Annotated in this window: 18 protein-coding genes; 5 read left to right on the plus strand and 13 right to left on the minus strand. The window is 69.1% G+C overall.

Features of this window, described 5'->3' with window-relative positions; genetic code table 11:
- Positions 1-105: 105 nt before the first annotated feature.
- Positions 106-897, plus strand: coding sequence for a SigB/SigF/SigG family RNA polymerase sigma factor (locus H0264_RS27525; protein WP_181585864.1), 792 nt, complete (start codon positions 106-108; stop codon positions 895-897).
- Between the two features lie 186 nt (positions 898-1,083).
- Complete coding sequence (locus H0264_RS27530; RefSeq protein ID WP_181580247.1) at positions 1,084-1,326, plus strand: hypothetical protein; 243 nt, start codon at positions 1,084-1,086, stop codon at positions 1,324-1,326.
- Here H0264_RS27530 and H0264_RS27535 read toward each other — a convergent pair.
- The 6 genes from H0264_RS27535 to H0264_RS27560 form a co-directional block, all read right to left on the minus strand.
- Positions 1,323-2,648 (minus strand): RsmB/NOP family class I SAM-dependent RNA methyltransferase, encoded by a 1,326-nt coding sequence (locus tag H0264_RS27535; protein ID WP_420832113.1) that lies wholly within the window; start codon positions 2,646-2,648, stop codon positions 1,323-1,325. The two genes, H0264_RS27530 and H0264_RS27535, sit on opposite strands and share 4 nt — an antisense overlap.
- 623 nt (positions 2,649-3,271) lie before the next feature.
- Positions 3,272-4,195 carry a methionyl-tRNA formyltransferase gene (gene fmt, locus H0264_RS27540; protein ID WP_181580248.1) on the minus strand — a complete coding sequence of 308 codons (924 nt, stop codon included), beginning with the start codon at positions 4,193-4,195 and terminating at the stop codon, positions 3,272-3,274.
- A 1-nt stretch (position 4,196) separates the two neighbouring features.
- Entirely contained in the window at positions 4,197-4,769 is a 573-nt protein-coding gene (gene def / locus H0264_RS27545) for a peptide deformylase (protein ID WP_181580249.1), read from the minus strand.
- A 248-nt stretch (positions 4,770-5,017) separates the two neighbouring features.
- Complete coding sequence (locus H0264_RS27550) at positions 5,018-6,004, minus strand: lipase family alpha/beta hydrolase (protein WP_181585866.1); 987 nt, start codon at positions 6,002-6,004, stop codon at positions 5,018-5,020.
- A 129-nt stretch (positions 6,005-6,133) separates the two neighbouring features.
- Complete coding sequence (locus H0264_RS27555) at positions 6,134-6,826, minus strand: PadR family transcriptional regulator (RefSeq protein WP_420832114.1); 693 nt, start codon at positions 6,824-6,826, stop codon at positions 6,134-6,136.
- Between the two features lie 137 nt (positions 6,827-6,963).
- On the minus strand, positions 6,964-7,644 hold the full coding sequence (locus H0264_RS27560) for an HAD family hydrolase (protein ID WP_181580251.1): 681 nt from the start codon (positions 7,642-7,644) through the stop codon (positions 6,964-6,966).
- A gap of 90 nt (positions 7,645-7,734) precedes the next feature.
- Between H0264_RS27560 and H0264_RS27565 the strand changes: the two genes are divergently transcribed.
- Positions 7,735-8,535, plus strand: a complete 801-nt coding sequence (locus H0264_RS27565) for an ABC transporter ATP-binding protein (RefSeq protein WP_181580252.1) — start codon at positions 7,735-7,737, stop codon at positions 8,533-8,535.
- Between the two features lie 37 nt (positions 8,536-8,572).
- Here the strand turns inward: H0264_RS27565 and H0264_RS27570 are convergent, their stop codons facing one another.
- Entirely contained in the window at positions 8,573-9,157 is a 585-nt protein-coding gene (locus H0264_RS27570; protein WP_244975961.1) for a TetR/AcrR family transcriptional regulator, read from the minus strand.
- A 76-nt stretch (positions 9,158-9,233) separates the two neighbouring features.
- Here H0264_RS27570 and H0264_RS27575 point away from each other — a divergent pair, with 76 nt between their 5' ends.
- Positions 9,234-10,076, plus strand: coding sequence for an SDR family oxidoreductase (locus H0264_RS27575; protein ID WP_181580253.1), 843 nt, complete (start codon positions 9,234-9,236; stop codon positions 10,074-10,076).
- Positions 10,077-10,145: 69 nt separating this feature from the next.
- Here H0264_RS27575 and H0264_RS27580 read toward each other — a convergent pair whose 3' ends face one another.
- Positions 10,146-11,576: a carotenoid oxygenase family protein gene (locus H0264_RS27580; protein ID WP_181580254.1), complete on the minus strand. Its 1,431-nt coding sequence runs from the start codon at positions 11,574-11,576 to the stop codon at positions 10,146-10,148.
- Between the two features lie 70 nt (positions 11,577-11,646).
- Here H0264_RS27580 and H0264_RS27585 point away from each other — a divergent pair, with 70 nt between their 5' ends.
- Positions 11,647-12,342, plus strand: coding sequence for a TetR/AcrR family transcriptional regulator (locus H0264_RS27585; protein ID WP_181580255.1), 696 nt, complete (start codon positions 11,647-11,649; stop codon positions 12,340-12,342).
- Positions 12,343-12,366: 24 nt separating this feature from the next.
- Here the strand turns inward: H0264_RS27585 and H0264_RS27590 are convergent, their stop codons facing one another.
- The 5 genes from H0264_RS27590 to rpoZ all read right to left on the minus strand — a co-directional run bounded on the left by H0264_RS27590 (position 12,367) and on the right by rpoZ (position 18,932).
- A complete protein-coding gene (locus H0264_RS27590; protein ID WP_181580256.1) occupies positions 12,367-13,062 on the minus strand; it encodes an HAD family hydrolase in 696 nt (231 codons plus the stop codon).
- 118 nt (positions 13,063-13,180) lie between these two features.
- Positions 13,181-15,238, minus strand: coding sequence for a primosomal protein N' (locus H0264_RS27595; protein ID WP_220140098.1), 2,058 nt, complete (start codon positions 15,236-15,238; stop codon positions 13,181-13,183).
- A gap of 653 nt (positions 15,239-15,891) precedes the next feature.
- Positions 15,892-17,106 (minus strand): methionine adenosyltransferase, encoded by a 1,215-nt coding sequence (metK, locus tag H0264_RS27600; protein WP_181580257.1) that lies wholly within the window; start codon positions 17,104-17,106, stop codon positions 15,892-15,894.
- 214 nt (positions 17,107-17,320) lie between these two features.
- Positions 17,321-18,541 (minus strand): bifunctional phosphopantothenoylcysteine decarboxylase/phosphopantothenate--cysteine ligase CoaBC, encoded by a 1,221-nt coding sequence (coaBC, locus tag H0264_RS27605; RefSeq protein WP_181580258.1) that lies wholly within the window; start codon positions 18,539-18,541, stop codon positions 17,321-17,323.
- Between the two features lie 115 nt (positions 18,542-18,656).
- On the minus strand, positions 18,657-18,932 hold the full coding sequence (gene rpoZ / locus H0264_RS27610; RefSeq protein ID WP_181580259.1) for a DNA-directed RNA polymerase subunit omega: 276 nt from the start codon (positions 18,930-18,932) through the stop codon (positions 18,657-18,659).
- Between the last annotated feature and the right edge of the window lie 77 nt (positions 18,933-19,009).

Below are 19,009 nucleotides of genomic sequence, written 5' to 3' on the forward strand. Positions count from 1 at the left end.
CCTGAAAACCCTGCCGCACCGGCAGATCCGCAACCCGATCCGCCCGAGGAGCGGGACCTCCCCGAAGCAGAGAACGACACCGGCGAATCCGACACCGACGACAGCGTGGATGCCGAAGAGGCCGAAGAGGTCGCGCGCAGCGTCTCCGGATACGACGATGTGACAGCCCTGTTCGAGGAACTCGCCGGCACCGGACCGCAATCGCCGCGCCGGGCCGTGCTGCGCGCCGAACTCATCAATCGCTGTATTCCGCTGGCGGACCACATCGCTCGCAAATTCAGCGGGCGCGGGGAACCGTTCGACGACCTCACCCAGGTCGCGCGGGTCGGACTGGTGCACGCGGTGGACCGGTTCGACATATCGCGCGGGTCCAACTTCCTGTCCTTCGCGGTGCCGACCATCATGGGCGAGGTGCGGCGGTACTTCCGCGACAACACCTGGGCCATGCGAGTTCCCCGGCGGGTCAAGGAAACTCACCTGCGCATCGGGTCCGCGATCGACGCACTCTCACAGCAGTTGGGGCGCTCCCCCACCGCCAAGGAGATCGCCGCGGAACTCGGCATCGATCCGGACGAGGTGACGCAGGCCGTCATTGCGGGAAATGCGTACCAGCCCAGTTCGATCGACGCCGTGTCGGTCGGGCGCGATACCGAGGCGTCGCTGCTGGACACGCTCGGCGAGGAAGAGTCGCAGTTCGATCGGGTCGAGGAGTACGTGGCGATCCGGCCGCTGCTGGCCGGGCTGCCGGAGCGCGAGCGGCGGATTCTCACCATGCGGTTCTTCGAGTCCATGACGCAGACGCAGATCGCCCAGCAGATGGGGATCTCGCAGATGCATGTGTCCCGGATTCTCTCGAAAACCCTTGCGCGACTGCGGGAGCAGACGGCGCGCGAATAGGCTTGCCCGCCGGGCCGCCTCCCCGTCCAGGCCGGAGGCGGTCCGGCGTGACCCGCCGGGCACAAATGCTTAGCTGCGCATATTTCCATGACGATATGAAGATCGTCGCCGTGTCCCCGAATCCCCGAGTTTCGGGGGCAGGGTAACGCCATCTGAAATCCATACATTTCAGTAAGGTGCGTGCTCATGAGCACTCCCCTGCGTACCGGCCTCGCGGCCATCGCGATCGCCACTGCCCTGACCGCGATGGCCGGTCACGCCACAGCCGAAACCGAAAGCGGCGGTACCGGATCCATCGCGTCGGCGACCGGCAGCGCCGACACCGCGAGTTCCAGCTTGGCGGCCCTGCCGACCACTCTGCTGTGCGCGCTGTTGACGAGCTCCGCCGAATCCCCGTGGCTGTGCGGGAACTGGCCTACGTCCAACTAGGCGGACGCGGGCTTGCGGAGCGCCGCGAGGAACATGGCATCCGTGCCGTGGCGGTGCGGCCACAGCTGCGCGCCCGGCCCATCGCCGAGTTCCGGTACGCCCGGCAGCAATTCGCGGGTGTCGAGCTGCTCGGCCCCGGTCCGCCGCGCTACATCGGCGACGACGGAGACGGTCTCCGGCAGGTGCGGGGAACAGGTCGAGTAGACCACCACTCCCCCGGGTCGCAGCAGATCCCATGCGGCGGTGAGCAATTCCCGCTGCAGGGTGACCAGCTCGCGCACATCGGACGGCTGCCGCCGCCACCGTGCCTCGGGCCGGCGGCGCAGCGCACCCAGGCCCGTGCAGGGCGCGTCCACGAGAATCCGGTCGTAGCCGGGCTCGAGCCCGCTGTCGCGGCCGTCGGCCACATGCACGTCCACCGGCATGCCGCGAGTTGCCTTGCGCACCAGGTCGGCTCGATGCTCGGCGGGTTCCACCGCGTCGACGTGGAAGCCGTCGATATCGGCGAGCGCACCCAGCAGCGCCGTCTTGCCGCCCGGCCCCGCACACAGGTCCAGCCAGCGCCCGCCGTCCGGGCCCGACAGCGGCGCACGCGATACCGCCAGCGCCACCAGCTGACTGCCTTCGTCCTGCACGGCGGCCATGCCCTCGCGCACGGGTTCCAGCTTCGCCGGATCCCCGCCGTCCAGGTACACCGCGTACGGCGACCAGCGGCCCTCCTCGCCTCCGGTCACCAAAGCCAGTTCCTCGGCGGAGATTTCGCCGGGCCGGGCGACAAGATGCACCGCGGGCCGGGCGTCGTCGGCCTCGAGCACGTCTTTCAGCTCACCGGCCCGCGCGCCCAGCGCATCCGCGAACGCCTGTGCGATCCACACCGGATGCGCGTATTCGAAGGCCAAGCGCCCCAGCGGATCCCGAGGCGCGAGCTGCTCCACCCACTCCTCGGTGGTCTTCTCCGCGACCCGTCGCAGCACCGCGTTCACGAACCCGGCCCGCCCCTGCCCGAACTCATTGCGCACCAGCGCCACCGACGTGTCCACCGCCGCGTGCGCCCCGATCCGAGTCCGCAGCAACTGATAGGTCCCCAACCGCAAAGCATCCAGCAGCGTCCCGTCGATCTCCTCGACGGGACGCCCGGCTCCCGCCGCGATCACCGCATCCAGCAACCCCTGCGACCGGCAGGCCCCGTACGTCAGCTCGGTGGCCAGTGCGGCATCCCGCCCACTGATCTTCCGTTCCCGCAACATGGTCGGCAGCACGAGATTCGCGTACGCATCCCGCTCCCGCACCGCCCGCAGCACATCCCGCGCCACCAGCCGCACCGGATCGCCCCCGTGCCCGGCCGAATCACCGCGCTTGGCACCCCCGCCCCGCGCTCCGCCGTTCCCGCCCTTGCGCGGCGACCCCGCCGAACCCGAGCCCTCCGCGCGGCCCCGATTACGCTGCGGCGCACCGTATTCACGGTCATCGCCGGGGCGGCCGGACCGGGCGGCCGCGCGCCCTGCCGGATGATCGGAACCCGCTGTCTCACTCCGGCGTTTGAAGCCGCCGCCGTTCCCGGCCGCGCGCGCGTCGGAGCGGCCCGACCAGCTACCGCCGGTGCGGCCGCCACGGGAATCGCCGCGGCTGCCGCCGCGCTGCTCGTCGTCGCGGCCGCGGTTGCCTGCTGCGCGGCGGTCGCTCGAACCGGTCGCACGCTCATCGGAGCGGCGACCCGCTTGGCCGCCGCTGTTGCGGGTGGACCGGGGATTGTCGCCGTCGGCCGCCGCGTCGCGCCGGAAGCCTTGTCGCGCGGCTTGATTACTGCGGCCGCCGCCACGCTGTTCGTCGTCGCGGCCGCGGTAGCCACCCGTGCGGCTGCCGGGGTTGCGTGCGCTGGTGCGGTCGCCGGTGCGCGGGTTTGCGTCGTCTCGGCGTGCGCGGCCGTTGTCCCGATCGGGGCGGGTCATCCGATCACCGTGCCGGGCTGCAGGCGCGCGCCGCGGGCCCAGTCGAGGGCGGGCATCATGCGCTTGCCTTGCGGCTGGACTTCGGTGAGGCGGACGGCCGTGGTGGCGGTGCCGAGGAAGACGCCGGATTTGCGGATGTCGATGGTGCTCACCGGAAGAGACTCCTCCACGAGTTCCACGGGGCCGAGTTTGAGGCGTTTGCCGTCGATTTCGGTCCAGGCGCCCGGGGCCGGGGTGACCGCGCGAATGCGGCGGGAGATGGCCAGGGCGGGCTGGTCCCAGCGGATGTGGGCGGTGTCGGCGTCGATCTTGGGGGCGTAGGAGATTCCCTCGGTGGACTGCGGAATCGCTTGCAGGGCACCGGCTTCTATGCCGTCCATGGTGGATTCCAGGAGGTGGGCGCCACTTTCGGCGAGACGGTCCAGGAGGATGCCCGCGGTGTCGGTGACACGGACCTTCTCGGTCATGGTGCCGAAGACCGGGCCGGTGTCGAGGCCCTTCTCGATCTGGAACGTGGCCGCGCCGGTGATTTCGTCACCGGCGAGGATGGCCGCCTGCACGGGGGCCGCGCCACGCCAGGCGGGCAAGAGCGAGAAGTGCAGGTTGACCCAGCCGTGGCGGGGAATGCTCAGCACCTTCTCCGGCAGCAGGGCGCCGTAGGCCACCACCGGACAGCAGTCGGGCGCCAATTCGGTGAGCTGCTCGACGAATTCGGGTTCCGAGGGCCGGTTCGGCGTGAACACGGGAATGCCGTGCTCGTCGGCCAGCCGCCCGATGGGCGAACGCGTGATCTTGCGACCGCGACCGGCCACCGCGTCGGGCCGGGTCACCACCGCGACCACCTCGTGCCGTTCGGATTCGATGAGCCGCCGCAGCGACGGCACGGCCGGCTCCGGCGTGCCCGCGAAGACCAGGCGCATATCAGCGGCTTCCTTCCTGCTTGCCGGCCGTGGCCCGGCGACGTCCGCCCAGCTCCGAGGCGGCGAGCACAGTGATTCCCCGAGTGAACCACGACGATTCGCGCAGGGTGCGCATCGCCTCCTTGCGAGTGGCGGGCTCCAGCCGTTGCAAGAACAGCACCCCGTCCAGATGATCGGTCTCGTGCTGCACGCAGCGCGCCAGCAGCCCCTCGGCCTGGAATTCCACCGGATTGCCGTCCACATCCACACCGCGCGCCCGCACCGTCATGGCCCGCGTAACGTCTTCGCGCACACCGGGAATGGACAGGCATCCCTCCGGCCCGGTCTGCGTGTCCTCGCCGATCACCTCGAACTCCGGATTGATCAGATGCCCCTGCGCGTCGCCGGTGTCGTACACGAACACGCGCAACCCGACCCCGATCTGCGGTGCGGCCATACCCACGCCGCCGCTCTCGTACATGGTGTCGGTCAGGTCGGTCACCAGCTGGCGCACCTCCTTGTCGAAGGACTCGACCTCCGCCGCGCGAGCGCGCAGGATCGGATCGCCGAACAGGCGGACAGGCTGGATGGTCACGGGCAACTCCCGGTCGCGGATGAATACGGTCGTCCTATTTTACGGATCCCGCGCGGTCGTCCGATCCCGAATGCCCGGCGAGCAGCGTTTCGCCCCCGCCCGCGGCCCGCTCGGAGCACACCTGAACCGTCGATCGGCGCACGCCCGCTCACCGAGAACCGCCGGTCGATCCGCGCGCCGCGGGCGTTCAGACCATCGAACGCCGGTATAGGCGGGAGCGCGGATCGTGGCGTAACGCACACCGAGGGTCAGTTGGCGTGCGCGGCCAGCACCACCTCGGCGATGCCGGTGCCCAGCGCCACCGGCGCGCAGGTCGGCTGCACCGCGTGCGCCGGATCGAGCGTATTGAGCACCAGCTGTTGCACATACGCGTCGTAGACCATATGGAAGTGCCCGGTGAGATTGCCCGGGCACAGGTCCTGCAGCACGATGTTCGTCGCACCGTCGCCGTGCAGGGCGATATTGGCGAAGGGCTGGATCATCTCGTCGACGCGGCTGCCGATGGTGGTGTAGCGGACGCCCGCGACGGTGTCGCCGCCGGAATTGAGGGCGGTGATGAACGGGGAGCCCTGGGCCTGCTGGATGGCGGCCTCGGAGGAGGCCAGTTCAGCGATGTCGAACAGAATCGGCACCACATTGGCCACGGGCACCAGGCCGTACATGACGCCGCCGTAGCTGGGCGAGGCGATGCCGATCCACTGGCCGACCTTGGCCGCGCCGCCGAGCTTGTTGATGAAATAGCGAGACACGCTCGCGCCCTGCGAGAATCCGACCATGTCCACCTGGGTGGCGCCGGTCGCTGCGAGGACCTGATCGACGAATCCGGCTATTTGCGCGGAACTTTCGAACACGTCCTCGGTGCCGTAGCTGTCGCCGCCGGGCTTACCGCCGTAGTTCGGGGCGAAGACGCAGAATCCGGCGTTCACCAATTGTGCTCCGAGCACCGAGAAGTCGGAGTACGCCGACGAGTCGGTGCCGTGCGCGAGCACCACCGGGCGCGGATGCGCGGCCGTGGGCTTGCAGTCGAAGTCGTTGCTGCCCTGAGGCGCGGCGTTCGGATGCGCCTTGATATAACGAGCCGCCGTCAGGTGATCCTGTTGCGGCGGACCGGATTCGGTGGGCACCAGCGGCGCCGGATAGCCGATCGGCTCGGCGGTCACCGAACCGATCGGCAGCACGGTCGTCGCGAGGACGACCGCCGCGGCCACCACCCCCGCCGAAGCGAAGCCCCTCATCACGGAGCGGCGCTTGTTGCTCCCCTGTTGTCCCAAGCCACAGTCGATCACGTGGCGCGTTTGTGCCATTCCATAATGATCGCTGGTGCGGGTGCGAATTTCCCAGCGGGACGGGGTGTTTCGCGGCCATTACTTTTCGGGTGTGTCGTCTTCGGCGAGGATCCGGTAGAGCGCCCGGCGCGCCTCGGTGAGCACCTCGGCGGCCTTGGCGGCCTGATCCTTGTCGCCGACCGCGGCCACCTGGGCGGCAGCGCCCATGAGCTGGCCGATCAGGCCGCGCAGATCCAGCGCCTGGTCGCCGACGCCGTCCTTGACGTCCTGCCAGGGATCGCCCAGCTCGTCGCGATTGGCCTCGATGTACTCGGTGCCGGACTCGGTGAGCTTGGCGGTCTTGCGACCGGACACCTTCTCGATGAGCACCAGGCCCTCGTCCTCGAGCTGCGAGAGCGCGGGGTAGATGGAGCCGGGGCTGGGACGCCACACGTCCTGGCTGCGCTCGCGGATCTGCTGGATCAGCTCGTAGCCGTGCATGGGCCGCTCCTGCAGCAGCAGCAGGATGGCGGCGCGGACATCACCGCGCCGGCCCCGGCCGCCGCGGCCTCGACCGCGACCGAAGTGCGGGCCGGGCCCGAATCCGGGTCCGAAACCGCCGGGTCCGAAACCACCCTGTCCGAAATCGGGGCCGAAGCCGCCGCGACCGTGGCGGTGGCGTTCACCCCGTTCCGGGCGCGGGCCGCGCCGGAAGCGCGGGTGCTCGGGACCCTGGGATTCCTCGGGCCGCTGGCGACGCCACGGTCCGCGGCCTCTTTCGTTCATGTCCATGTGTTCCATGGTTCCGCCTCCTTCAAGGCTTGTCGTTACTCTTGCTGATATCGACGATATATCGGCAATCTATCCATGACAAGTGTGAAACGCGACACGAACCGGCCGGTCGCATCGCTGCGACCGGCCCGGAAAGATCAGGAACCCAGGTTGCGCACGATCTCGAGCAGCGAATCCGGGCGATCGGCGGTCGGCAGGGGTTCGACCAGCTCGAAACCGCAGCCCAGCGCCTTGGCCCCGCCATCCGCCTCGAGACTGTCACCGACCATGAGGGCCCGCTCGGGCGCGCAGCCGAGCCGATCCAGGGCCGTGCGGAAGATCAGGGGGTCGGGCTTCATGGCGCCGATCTCGAACGACAGCGCGAATTCGCCGATATATCGATCCCATCCACGCGACTCGAAGGCCGGACGGATGTCGAAGGCGATATTGCTGACGATGCCCACCGCGATGCCGTTCGCGTGCAGGGCCTCGAAGACCTCGCCGGTATCCGGGTACGGCGTCCACGCATACGGGTCGAGCAGCTGCTCGTAGAGCGGCCCGGCCACGGAATCCGGAACACCGGACTTCCGCAGCACCTGCACATACGCCCTACGGTGCAGCGCCGGGTCGAGATCCCTGCGGTCCCAAGCGAATTGACCCTCCTCGTCGAATTCCACGAGTTGCTCCACCGGCGCTGTCATGCGCCGCATGATCTCGGCCACCTCGTGGGTGTCGAACGCGCGGCCGTCCGCGTCGATGAGATCCACCGAGCGGAACGCGGATTCCTCGAGCCGGAACACGGTGCCGGAAAAATCGAACAGAACTGCCTCGATCGCCATACCGCCACCCTACCGACCGCCACCGCCCGGACCGCCTGAGCGCGGCCATGATTCATCAGCTTGTCTGAGGAGTTCTGCTACCGTGAGGGCATGTCCGATACCGCATTGCTCCGGGTCAACAAGGTCGATTTCATTCGCGACGGCAATGCGATCCTCGACTCGGTATCGCTCACCGTGCACGAAGGTGAACATTGGGCGCTGCTCGGGCCCAATGGCGCGGGCAAAACCACACTGCTGCGCATGCTCGGCGCGTTCGACCATCCCACGCACGGCACGGTCGAGGTGCTCGGCCATCGGCTCGGGCGGGTCGATATGCGCACGCTGCGCATGGGCATCGGCCATGTCGATCCCCGGCGCACGCCGCGCTCACCGCTCACCGTGCACGAGACGGTCCTGACCGGGCTCACCAATACCGCCGAACTGGTGCCGCGCTGGGCAGCGACCGACGCCCAGCACGCCGAGGCCGACCGCCTCATCGACCTGATGGGCCTGGCGCATCGCCGAAATGCCGAGTGGCCCATCCTGTCCCAGGGCGAGCGCGGCCGCATGCTCATCGCCCGCGCGCTCATGCCCAGTCCCCGGCTGCTGCTGCTCGACGAACCCGCCACCGGGCTCGACCTGGCCGGCCGTGAACACCTCCTCGATCGCATCGACCGTCTCCGGCGCACCCACCCGGGACTGGCCTCCGTCCTGGTGACCCACCATCTGGAGGAGCTGCCACCGGGCACCACCCACGCCATGCTGCTGCGCGGCGGGCGCGTCGTGGCCGCCGGTCCCGTGCACGACGTGCTCACCACCGAGCACGTGAGCGCCTGCTTCGACTATCCGGTGCGCATCGCCCGCGCGGGTGGCCGCTGGAGCGTGCACACCGCCCAGCACGCGGACGCCTGAGGGGCCGCCACTCCCCTACCGCACCACAGGAATCGGCTCACGAAGCCAGGGAATCGATCCAGCGTTCGAGCCGGTTGCCCTCGGCCTCCATCATCGCGGGATCGCGGAAGGTATTGGTGAGCAGGGAGATTCCCTGATAGGCGGCGAAGAGGGCCACCGCGAGTTCGCGGGCGTCGGCGCGGCCCATGGCCGCGAACTGGATCTGCATCCAGTCCAGCAGGCCGCGCATGGCCGCGGCCATCTCCTGTTCGAGACCGTCCGAGCGCTTGTCGAGTTCGGTGGCCAAAGTGCCGGAGGGGCAACCGAACTGGGCCGCCTGCTCACGCTGGTCGACCCAGCCGCGCACCAGTCCCTTGAGCCGTTCGGCCGGGGCGTCCAGCTGATCCAGGGCCGCGATGATGTCCTGCAGCGTCCGGGCGTGCGCGCCGATGGCGGCCTGGACCAGTTGGTCCTTGGTCTTGAAGTAGTAGTAGACGTTGCCGACCGGGACGTCGGCCGCGCGGGCGATATCGGCGATGGTCGTCTTCTCGATGCCCTGCTTGTAGAAGACGTCGGCGGCCGCGGCGGCCAGGCGTTCCCGCTTGCCCGGTGTCATGCGGCCGGTCCCGACTGAGTTAGTCATGCAACTAACTATAGACAAGCCCGCCGAAGATGCTCTACGGTTCTTGTTAGTCAGCCAACTAACTCAAGGAGTTCTCATGATCGTGGTGACCGGAGCGACCGGCAATATCGGACGCACCCTGGTGCAGATCCTCGCCGATGCGGACGAGAAGGTGGTGGCCGTGTCGCGTGGCACCGATGTCCAACTGCCCGAAGGGGTTTCGCATCGGCAGGCCGATCTCGCCGATCCGGATCAGCTGGCCGCGGCGGCGGCCGGAGCCGATGCGGTGTTCCTCATGTTCACCGGGGAGCAACTGGTGCACGGGCCCGCACCGCAGCGGTACTTCGAGGCGCTGAAGCAGGCCGGGGTCACACGCGTGGTGCTGCTGTCGTCGCAGGTCGCCGGAACGCGCCCGGAATCCGGATCGCACGCTCGCAGCCGCGCCTTCGAGACCGCGGCCGCGCAGTCCGGGTTGGAGTGGACGGCCCTGCGGCCGAGCGGGTTCTTCAGCAATACCTACGGGTGGGCCGAACCCGTCCGGACGATGCGCACCGTCTTCTCCCCGTTCGCCGATGTGGCGCTGCCGGGCATCGACCCCGCGGATATCGCCGCCGTCGCGGCCGTGGCGCTGCGGGAGGACGGGCACCACGGGCAGACGTACGTCCTGACCGGCCCGGAGGCGATCACCCCGCGCGAACAGGCGCGCGTGCTGGGCGACATCCTCGCCGGCCCTGTGCAATTCGTGGAACTGACCCGCGAGCAGGCCCGCGAGAAGCTGCTCGAGGTCATGCCGCCCGCCGTGGCCGACGGCACGCTCGATGTGATCGGTATGCCACTGCCCGCCGAAACGGTGGTGAGCCCGGCGGTCGCGCAGATCACCGGACGGCCCGCCACCTCCTACGCCCAGTGGGCCGAGCGCGCCATCGCCGCCTTCCGGTGACGACCCGCGCCGGGGGTGGGCCGCCGCCGCGCGGCACGCCCACTCCCCCACCGCGGCAGGCGAATTCGATCAGGCGGCCGGAACCCAGTTTCCGTGGAAGCCCTGGGGCACGCGATGCGGCAGGTGCACGCTCGCGACCGTGTCCAGGGTTTCGGCATCCAGAATGGCCAGCTCGCTGCGGTCGGTGGCGGCGTCGTAGACGAAGCCCATGAGGACGCCGTCGTCCTCGGCGGCGTCGGGGCCGGAGGGTTCGAAGACGAACTCGCCCAGTCCCTTTCCGGTGCCGAAGGACCGTGCGCGTGTGGCGCCGGTGACGAGATCGTGTTTGTACAGCGTGGATTCGCCGGTCAAGCCCTGACCCACGGCGGGGACATAGCCGTAGCGGTGCCGTCTGCCGGTCAGGCGTTCGTCGATGCGCGGGAATTCCTGGGCGCGGTCGTCGATGCGGGTCTGGCGGACCTTGCCCGCCGACAGGTCCACCTCCCAGCGGTCCAAGGTGGGCGCGCCGTCATCTGGCCCGGTCTTGTTGGTATCGAACATCTTCGGGTAGCGCACCACGTCGAGCACGATGGAATCACCGTCCTCGTAGGCGTTCATGGGGTGGAAGACGTAGCAGGGCTCGATGTCGAACCAGCGCACGGAATCGGCGGCCGCGTCCCGAGGCAGCACCCCGATTCTGGCCGGATACTTGGGATTCCAGCTGTAGGGCAGGCGGCGATCCCGCGACAGTGACGGCTTGCGGTTCGGGGCCGGGATGGGGACACGACCGATCAGCGCCGACAACAGCAGGCGGGCCGGGAGTCGCAGGGCGCGTGGGACGGTCATCGAGGCGGCCTGGCGGGCGTCGAAGGTGACCGGCAGGTCGTAGAGGATCACGTAGTTCTCGGTGAGCGAGAAGTCGTGCATCATGGGCGCGCCGCCCACCTCGATATCCACTGTGCGGCGGGCGCGGCCGTCGGTGCCGATCACCGTGTACCGCACCTTGTTGCCGTTCATGAACGAGTACGAGACCGCGTGCAGCTCACCGGTTTCCGGATCGCGTTTGGGGTGTGCGGTGTAGCCGCCGCTCACGGTGCCGTCGAAGTCACAGGGGCCGGCGGTGTCGAGTTCCTCTGTCAGTTCGTAGTTCGTCAGGCCGCCCTCGACGAGGGCCAGGGTCTTTCCGGCATGGCCGATGACATTGGTGTTCGCGCCGGTGCCGAAAGCCTGTGCGGGCGTGAAGCGTTGCGGCTCGCCCAGGGCCAGCGAGGTAACCGGCCCGCGCACCCAGCGATTGCGATACCACTCGGCGCGGCCGTCGCGCAGGCGGATGCCGTGCACCATGCCGTCACCACCGAACCAGTGGTAGAGCTGTGGGTCGATCTCGCCGATGGGATTGGGGCCATTGCGCAGGTAGCGGCCGTCCAGGTGCCCGGGAATCGTGCCGGTGACCTGCAGTTCGGTGAGTGTGTGCTCGTTGTCGAGCGGCGCGAAGGCGCCTTCCAGATAGCGATTGCCCACGGCGGGCCTCCAAACGGCTATAACGTTGTTATGCCGTTTATAATAACGCTGTTATGGAGGTGTATCAACAGTGAATTCCCGCTCCCGGCAGACGAATCGGCGTGGCAGCTCGACCACCCGGGCCGATCTCATCGAGGCCGCCATCCGGCTGCTCGAACAGGACGGACCCGAGGCCCTGCAAGCCCGGCGGGTGGCGGCAGCGATCGGCGCGTCGACCATGGCCGTCTACACCCACTTCGGAGGTATGACCGGACTACTGGAAGCTGTTGCGGTCCAAGCCTTCGCGCGATTCGGCGCGGCGCTGGGCGGAATCGAGCAAACCGACGATCCGGTGGCGGACTTCCTGGCAATGGGGGCGGCATACAGGGCGTATGCGCTGGCCGATCCGCAGCGCTATCGGCTGATGTTCGGGCTCACGGCACCGGATCCGAAATGCCCGCCACATACGGGCGACTTCACGACCGGTCCCTCGAACGAGGCCATCGGCACCGAAACCTTCGAACACGCGGTGGCGGCGGCCGAGCGAATGATCGATGCGGGGCATCTTCGCCCCGATCCGCCCCGGGAGGTGGCCGCACGACTCTGGGCGCTCATGCACGGCGCTGTGCTGCTGGAGATGGCCGGCTTCCTGGGGAGCGAGCAGCGCAGTGCCGCAACCGTTCTCGGACCCGCGACCGCCGACCTGCTGGTCGGGATGGGAGCCGCGCGGGAACAGGTGGAGCGGGCGACACAGCGGGCCAACCGCCGGATCGAGCGCGACCGATAGCCTGCCCGGCGACGGGAACGCGATTCAGGCCGCGGCGTCGAACCAGACATGCTGATGCACGGCCTTGCTCAGCGCGGCCGCGCGGGAATGGGTCGGCAGCGCCTCGACATGGGCGAAGTCGCAGCCGATAGCGATCGCCCCACCGTCGGCTTCGACGCTGTCGCCGACCATGAGCGCCCGGTCCGGGGCGACACCCAGACGTTCGAGAGCCGAACGGAAGATGCGCGGATCGGGTTTGGTCGCGCCCACCTCGAACGACAGCGTGAAGTGCGTGACGTACCGGTCCCAGCCACGGGAGATGAAGGCGTGGCGCGGATCGAATCCGGTATTGCTGACGATCGCCACCCGCACGCCGCGTTCGGCCAGTGCGCGCAGCACATTGCCGGTATCCGGGTAGGGCGTCCACGACAGCGGATCGACAACCCGCTCGTACATGTGCCGCGCGGCTTGCTCCGGGACGCCCGAACGCTCCAGGACCTGCACGTACGCGGCGCGGTGGCAGGTGGGATCGAGATCGCGGCGGTCCCAGGCGTACTTGCCGGCCTCGTCGAACTCGACCAGCTGGCCGACGGGATGGGTCATGCGGCGCGTGATCTCGGCGATCTCGCCCGCGTCGAAGGCACGGCCCGAACTGTCGGTCAGGCCGGCGGTGTGGAATACGGATTCCTCCAGACGGAAGAGCGTTCCGGAGAAATCGAAGAGGACTGCATCTATTACCATGCTCGCCCACGCTATTCAGCAAACAGACCGCAGGACAGGCTCTTTCCACTTTCTTGACACCGCTGACCTCGTAACATACGTCACGCGATCCGGATCACAGTCCCTGATCGGCTACCGATCAGCCGATGTCGATGGGATCGATCTGCACGCGCAGCGGGCCATCGGAGCGGTGACTGCTGCGCACCGCCAAGGCGGCGGTGAGCGCGCGTGACAGCGCCGAGCCGTGCGCGCGATCGGTACGCAGAATCATGCGCTCCACCTCGGCGGGAGTATCGCCCGCGGAGAACGGCTTTCGCGCGCCGAATGGCAGCGGCACCGGGCCGAGCACCTCGACATCGGCGGGAAGCTTTGCCTCACCGAGCAATTCGGCGATGGTGTCGGTGGTGCCGTCGATGGCGGCGAAACGCACCGACGGCGGGAAGCGCACCTCGGTCCGGCCTTCCAGCTCGAAGTGCGCGTGCCCCACCGGATCCCAGCGCACCAGCGCCTGCACCGTCGGCAGGGACGGTTCGGCCATCACCAGCACCTGCCCGTGCGGGCGCACCAGCGCGGCCGCGGACATCCAGCGCCGCAACGCATCCTCGGCGGCGCGCAGATCCGCGCGGCTCAGCAGCGCCCAGCCGTCGAGCAGCAGCGCCACCCCGTAGCCGCCGGGCACACTCGGTTCCGCACCGATGGTCGACACCACCACCTGCGGGCCCGCCGGCACCTCGCTCAGCACCGTCTTGCCGCCCGAGCCCCGAATGGGCACACCGGGAAACGCGCGGCCCAGCTCCTCGGCCGTGCGCACCGCGCCGATGACCACGGCCCGCAGCGCCCGCGACCCACAATTGCCGCAGCGGAACGCCGCCTCGGTGATACCGCACCACCGGCAGCTCGGACTGTGCGCGGCCTCGCCGTCGCCGGTGCGCACCGCGGCGATGCCCAGTTCCCGCGAGGTCGTGCGCGGACCGGGACCGCCCTGCGCCGCGGAACCGCTCTCCGGCAGGGCGAGCGGGCCGTTGCAGTGGCGGCAACGCGCCGGGGTCCGGCATTTGGCGCAGGACAGCGCCGGAATGTAGCCGCGCCGGGGCACCTGCACCAGCACCGGCGCGCCCTCGGCGAGAGCCTTGCGCGCGGTCAGGAACGCCTTGCCCGGAATGCGCACGGCCCGCGCGATGGGATCGCGCTCCATGGCCAGATCCGTGTCACCGGGTGCGCTGATCCGCGGCGTCACCTTCCGCAGAACAGCCCGGTCGGCGAGAAGGTCGTGGGCCCAACCGGATTCGACAATGGCCTGAACCTCCGCCGTACGCGCGAAGCCACCGGCGACGAACGCCGCACCCGTCTCGTGCGCGCGCAACATGGCCACTTCCCGGGCATGCGAATACGGCGCGCGCGGCTCGGCATAGGTGTCGTCGCCGTCGTCCCAGATGGCGATCAGCCCGAGATCCCGCACGGGCGCGAAGACCGTGCTGCGCGTGCCGACCACAATGCGCGCGGTCCCCCGCAGGGCCGCCAGCCACCGCCGGTACCGCACCGTCGGCCCCAGCCCGGCCGCCAGCCCCACGGCCGAATCACCTACCAGCGCGGTACATTCGGTCATCAACCGTTCGAGATCCCGCTGATCCGGCACCAGCAGCACGGCACTGCGCCCACCCGCCACCGTGACGGCGGCGAGCTCGGCCAGCCGACGCGCCCAGTCCTCCCCGGGCAGCGCCTGCCAAGCCGCGCGCGGCCCCTTCCCCTCCCGCAGCGCCGCGAGCAGCGAGGAGGCGTGCGTGTACCGCTCCCACGCCGGAAACTGCTCCGGAATCTCCGGCAGCTCAACCGGTTTCGGCTCCTCGGCCTCGGTCTTGGCGTGCCGCGGCGGGATCGCCAGCCGCAACACATCCGCGCGAGTTCCGGCATACCGCGCGGCAACCGCCTCGACCAATCGCAGAATCTCCGGCGTCAGCACCCGCTCCCCGGACACGACACGCTCCAGCCGCACGAGTTTCCCCGCGTGCGAAGACTTTTCGAGCCGCTCCAGTACGAACCCGTCCACCAGCCGCCCCGAGAACCGCACCCGCACCCGCACACCGGGCTGCGCCGTCTCATCCATCTCCGGCGGCACCACATAATCGAAATCCCGATCGAGATGCGCGGGCTCCAGCAGCGGCAGCACCCGCGCGACGGGCAGCGCCACAGCGACCATCGGCTTCGAATCGCGCGCGCCCCCGGCCTTCCCCGGGCCGCGTGGCTTCCCGGACCGCCCGGCCCCTCCGCCGGATTCGGCGTCTACCGCGGTCGGGCCGCACACACCGGCGGCAGACCCGGAATCCGGCTCATCACCGCGCACGGCGACGGGCTCCACAGTGAAGAGCCCATCTGCCGCCTCGGTATCGGAACCCTCGCCGCGCACATCGGTGTTGAGGAGCGAAATCGACAGCGCCCCATCATCTTCCGCCGACTCGGTCGGATCCGACGCGGGCATCGCAGCACTTGTCCCGGTCGCGACGCGTGCCGTATGAGCCGGGCTCACCGACACCGGGCTCGCAGCCCCGGCGGGGTGCTGCGGGGCCACCGGGGCATCGGAGTGCTGCGGGGCCGGGGCCGCGGGCTGGAGTGTGCCCGATACGGATTCGGCCGCTTCGCCGGACATCGCCTCAACCTCCTGCCGCGCGGTCGATGAGGTGTTCCCGGTGGCGGAGGGGCCGCCGAGTGCGCCTCGGGGGTTTCGTTTTCTGCCCTAGCAACAGCGAAATCCTGTGCCGGGGCACAGGATTCCGCTGTGTGGTGACGGGGTCGCCCCGCCGGTCCGGCCGGGGCGAGAGCCGGGGCTCCCGCCGGATGGCCGGTGTCGTGCGATTACAGACCGGCGGCCGCGCGCAGTTTGTCGGCGCGGTCGGTGCGCTCCCAGGGCAGGTCCACGTCGGTGCGGCCGAAGTGGCCGTACGCGGCGGTGGGGGCGTAGATGGGGCGCAGCAGGTCCAGGTCGCGAATGATCGCGCCCGGACGCAGGTCGAAGACTTCGCTGATGGCGGCGGAGATCTTCGAGGGGTCGATCTTCTCGGTGCCGAAGGTCTCGACGAACAGGCCGACCGGGGCCGCCTTGCCGATGGCGTAGGCGACCTGGACCTCGGTGCGCTCGGCCAGACCGGCGGCGACGACGTTCTTGGCGACCCAGCGCATGGCGTACGCGGCCGAGCGGTCGACCTTCGACGGGTCCTTGCCGGAGAAGGCGCCGCCGCCGTGGCGGGCCATACCGCCGTAGGTGTCGACGATGATCTTGCGACCGGTCAGGCCGGCGTCACCCATGGGACCGCCGAGGACGAACTTGCCGGTGGGGTTGACCAGCAGGCGCACGTTCGAGGTGTCCAGGGGGTTGGGGAGCTCGAGCTCGCCCAGTACCGAATCGACGACCTTCTCGCGGATGTCCGGAGTCAGCAGGTTGTCCAGGTCGATGTCGGCGGCGTGCTGGGTCGAGATGACCACCGTGTCCAGGCGGACCGGGATCGAACCGTCGTATTCGATGGTGACCTGGGTCTTGCCGTCGGGGCGCAGGTACGGCAGCACGCCGGACTTGCGGACCTCGGTGAGGCGGCGAGACAGCTTGTGCGCCAGCGAGATCGGCAGCGGCATGAGCTCGGGGGTCTCGACGGTGGCGTAGCCGAACATGAGGCCCTGGTCGCCGGCGCCCTGGCGGGCGATGTCGTCGTCCTCGCCGCCGACGCGGGCCTCGTGCGAATGATCAACGCCCTGGGCGATATCCGGCGACTGCGCGCCGATGGCGACGTTCACGCCGCAGGACGCGCCGTCGAAACCCTTTGCGGAGGAGTCGTATCCGATCTCCAGGACCTTCTCGCGGACGATGGTCGGGATGTCGGCGTAGGCCGAGGTGGTGACCTCACCGGCCACGTGCACCTGACCGGTGGTCACCAGGGTCTCCACCGCGACCCGGCTGCGCGGATCGGCCGCGAGCAACGCGTCGAGGATGGAATCGCTGATGGCATCACAGATTTTGTCCGGGTGACCCTCGGTCACGGACTCACTGGTGAATAGGCGGCTGCCAGACGTGCGCACAGTTGTTCCCTCTCCCTCAACGGGTTTCTCGTATCGGGTTGCGACAGTAGCGGCTCCGTCTCACCGACAAAACCAGCCACCGCACAACCCTTTGTCTCAGGTTATGCCAACAGGTCCGTCACCCGGCGGGGGTCGCCGCGATGACGAACATATTGTGACTCAGACAGTTGCCGTGCCTAATACGGGACTGTCCGAACCCTGCGGTGCCGAGGCTTCAGCGGAGCAAGGGGCCGAGTGCGTCGAGCACCCGGCTGGCCAGCAGGGCCTTGGATCCGTGATCCAAGGCGATCTCGGTGCCGTCGGCACCGAGCAGCCAACCATCATTATGGTCTACCTCGAAGGCTTTGCCTTCACCAACGGCGTTGACCACCAACAAATCGCAGCCCTTACGGGCCAGCTTGGCTCTGGCATGGGTGAGCACATCGGCGTGTTCGTCACCGGTCTCGGCGGCGAAACCCACGATGGCGGTACCCGGGAGCTGCCCTTCGCGACGCGCCTGCACCAGTCCGGCGAGGATGTCGGGGGTCTTGGACAACTCGATCGAATTTGGTTCGCCCGCACCCTTTTTGATCTTCGCCGCGGCCACGTTCACCGGCCGGAAGTCGGCCACGGCCGCAGCCATGATCACCGCGTCCGCGCCCAGCGCGTGCTTGTCCACGGCGACCTTGAGCTGTTCGGCGGTGGTCACGTGCACGACCTCGACCGCGGCCGGGGGTTCCAGGCCGATGGTGTTGCCCGCGATGAGCGTGACCTGCGCGCCGCGCTGCGCGGCGACCCGCGCCAGGGCGTAGCCCTGCTTGCCCGAACTCCGGTTGCCGAGGAAGCGCACCGGGTCGAGGGGTTCGCGAGTTCCGCCCGCGGACACCACGACCCGCTTGCCCTCGAGGTCGCGCGGAATCGCGTCGGCCCGTTCCAGCAGCAGTGTGGCCAGCCCGAAGATCTCCTCGGGCTCGGGCAGCCGCCCGGCGCCGGTGTCGGCTCCGGTCAGACGCCCGTGCGCGGGTTCCATCACGATGGCCCCGTGCCGGCGCAGCGTCTCGACGTTCTCCCGCGTGGCCGGATGCTCCCACATCTCGGTGTGCATGGCCGGGGCGAACAGCACGGGACATCGCGCCGTGAGAAGTGTGGCGGTGAGCAGGTCGTCGGCGCGGCCCTGCGCGGCGCGGGCCATGAGGTCCGCGGTGGCGGGCGCGATGACGACCAGATCGGCTTCCTGCCCGAGGCGCACGTGCGGCACCTCCGGCACATCGGCGAACACGCCGGTGTGCACCGGATTGCCGGACAGCGCTTCGAAAGTCGCCTTGCCGACGAATTGCAGCGCCGCTTCGGTGGGAATGACGCGAACCTCGTGCCCGGTTTCGGTGAACCGGCGCACGAGGTTGCATGCCTTGTATGCGGCGATGCCGCCGCCTACTCCGACGACGACCCGGGTCACCGCTCGCTCCGGGTGTGTGTCGCGCTCCAGTGCGCGATGGGAGTCTTCACTACGCCTCCAGCGCCGTCGTTACGTTGTACCGCTCCGAAATCCGAGTAGACCCGGACTACGGGTCTTACTCGCCTTCGGAGTGCTCGAGCAGATCGGCGTGGATCTCGCGCATGGCGACCGACAGCGGCTTCTCCTGCAGACCCGGCTCGACCAGCGGGCCGACGTACTCGAGAATGCCGTCGCCGAGCTGGTTGTAGTAGTCGTTGATCTGCCGGGCCCGCTTGGCCGCATAGATGACCAGCGCGTACTTGGACGACGTGCGCTCGAGCAGCTCGTCGATCGGCGGGTTGGTGAGGCCGACCGGAGTGTCGTATGCGGGCACGGTCTTGAGATCACTCACTAGGAGGGCTCCTGCGGGTTGTTCGGAAGGGGATGCGGTACCGGCTCACAGCTCCGTCTGATGCATCAAGCAGGAGA

The sequence above is a fragment of the Nocardia huaxiensis genome (genome assembly GCF_013744875.1).
In the GTDB taxonomy this organism is placed as follows: Bacteria; Actinomycetota; Actinomycetes; order Mycobacteriales; family Mycobacteriaceae; genus Nocardia; species Nocardia huaxiensis.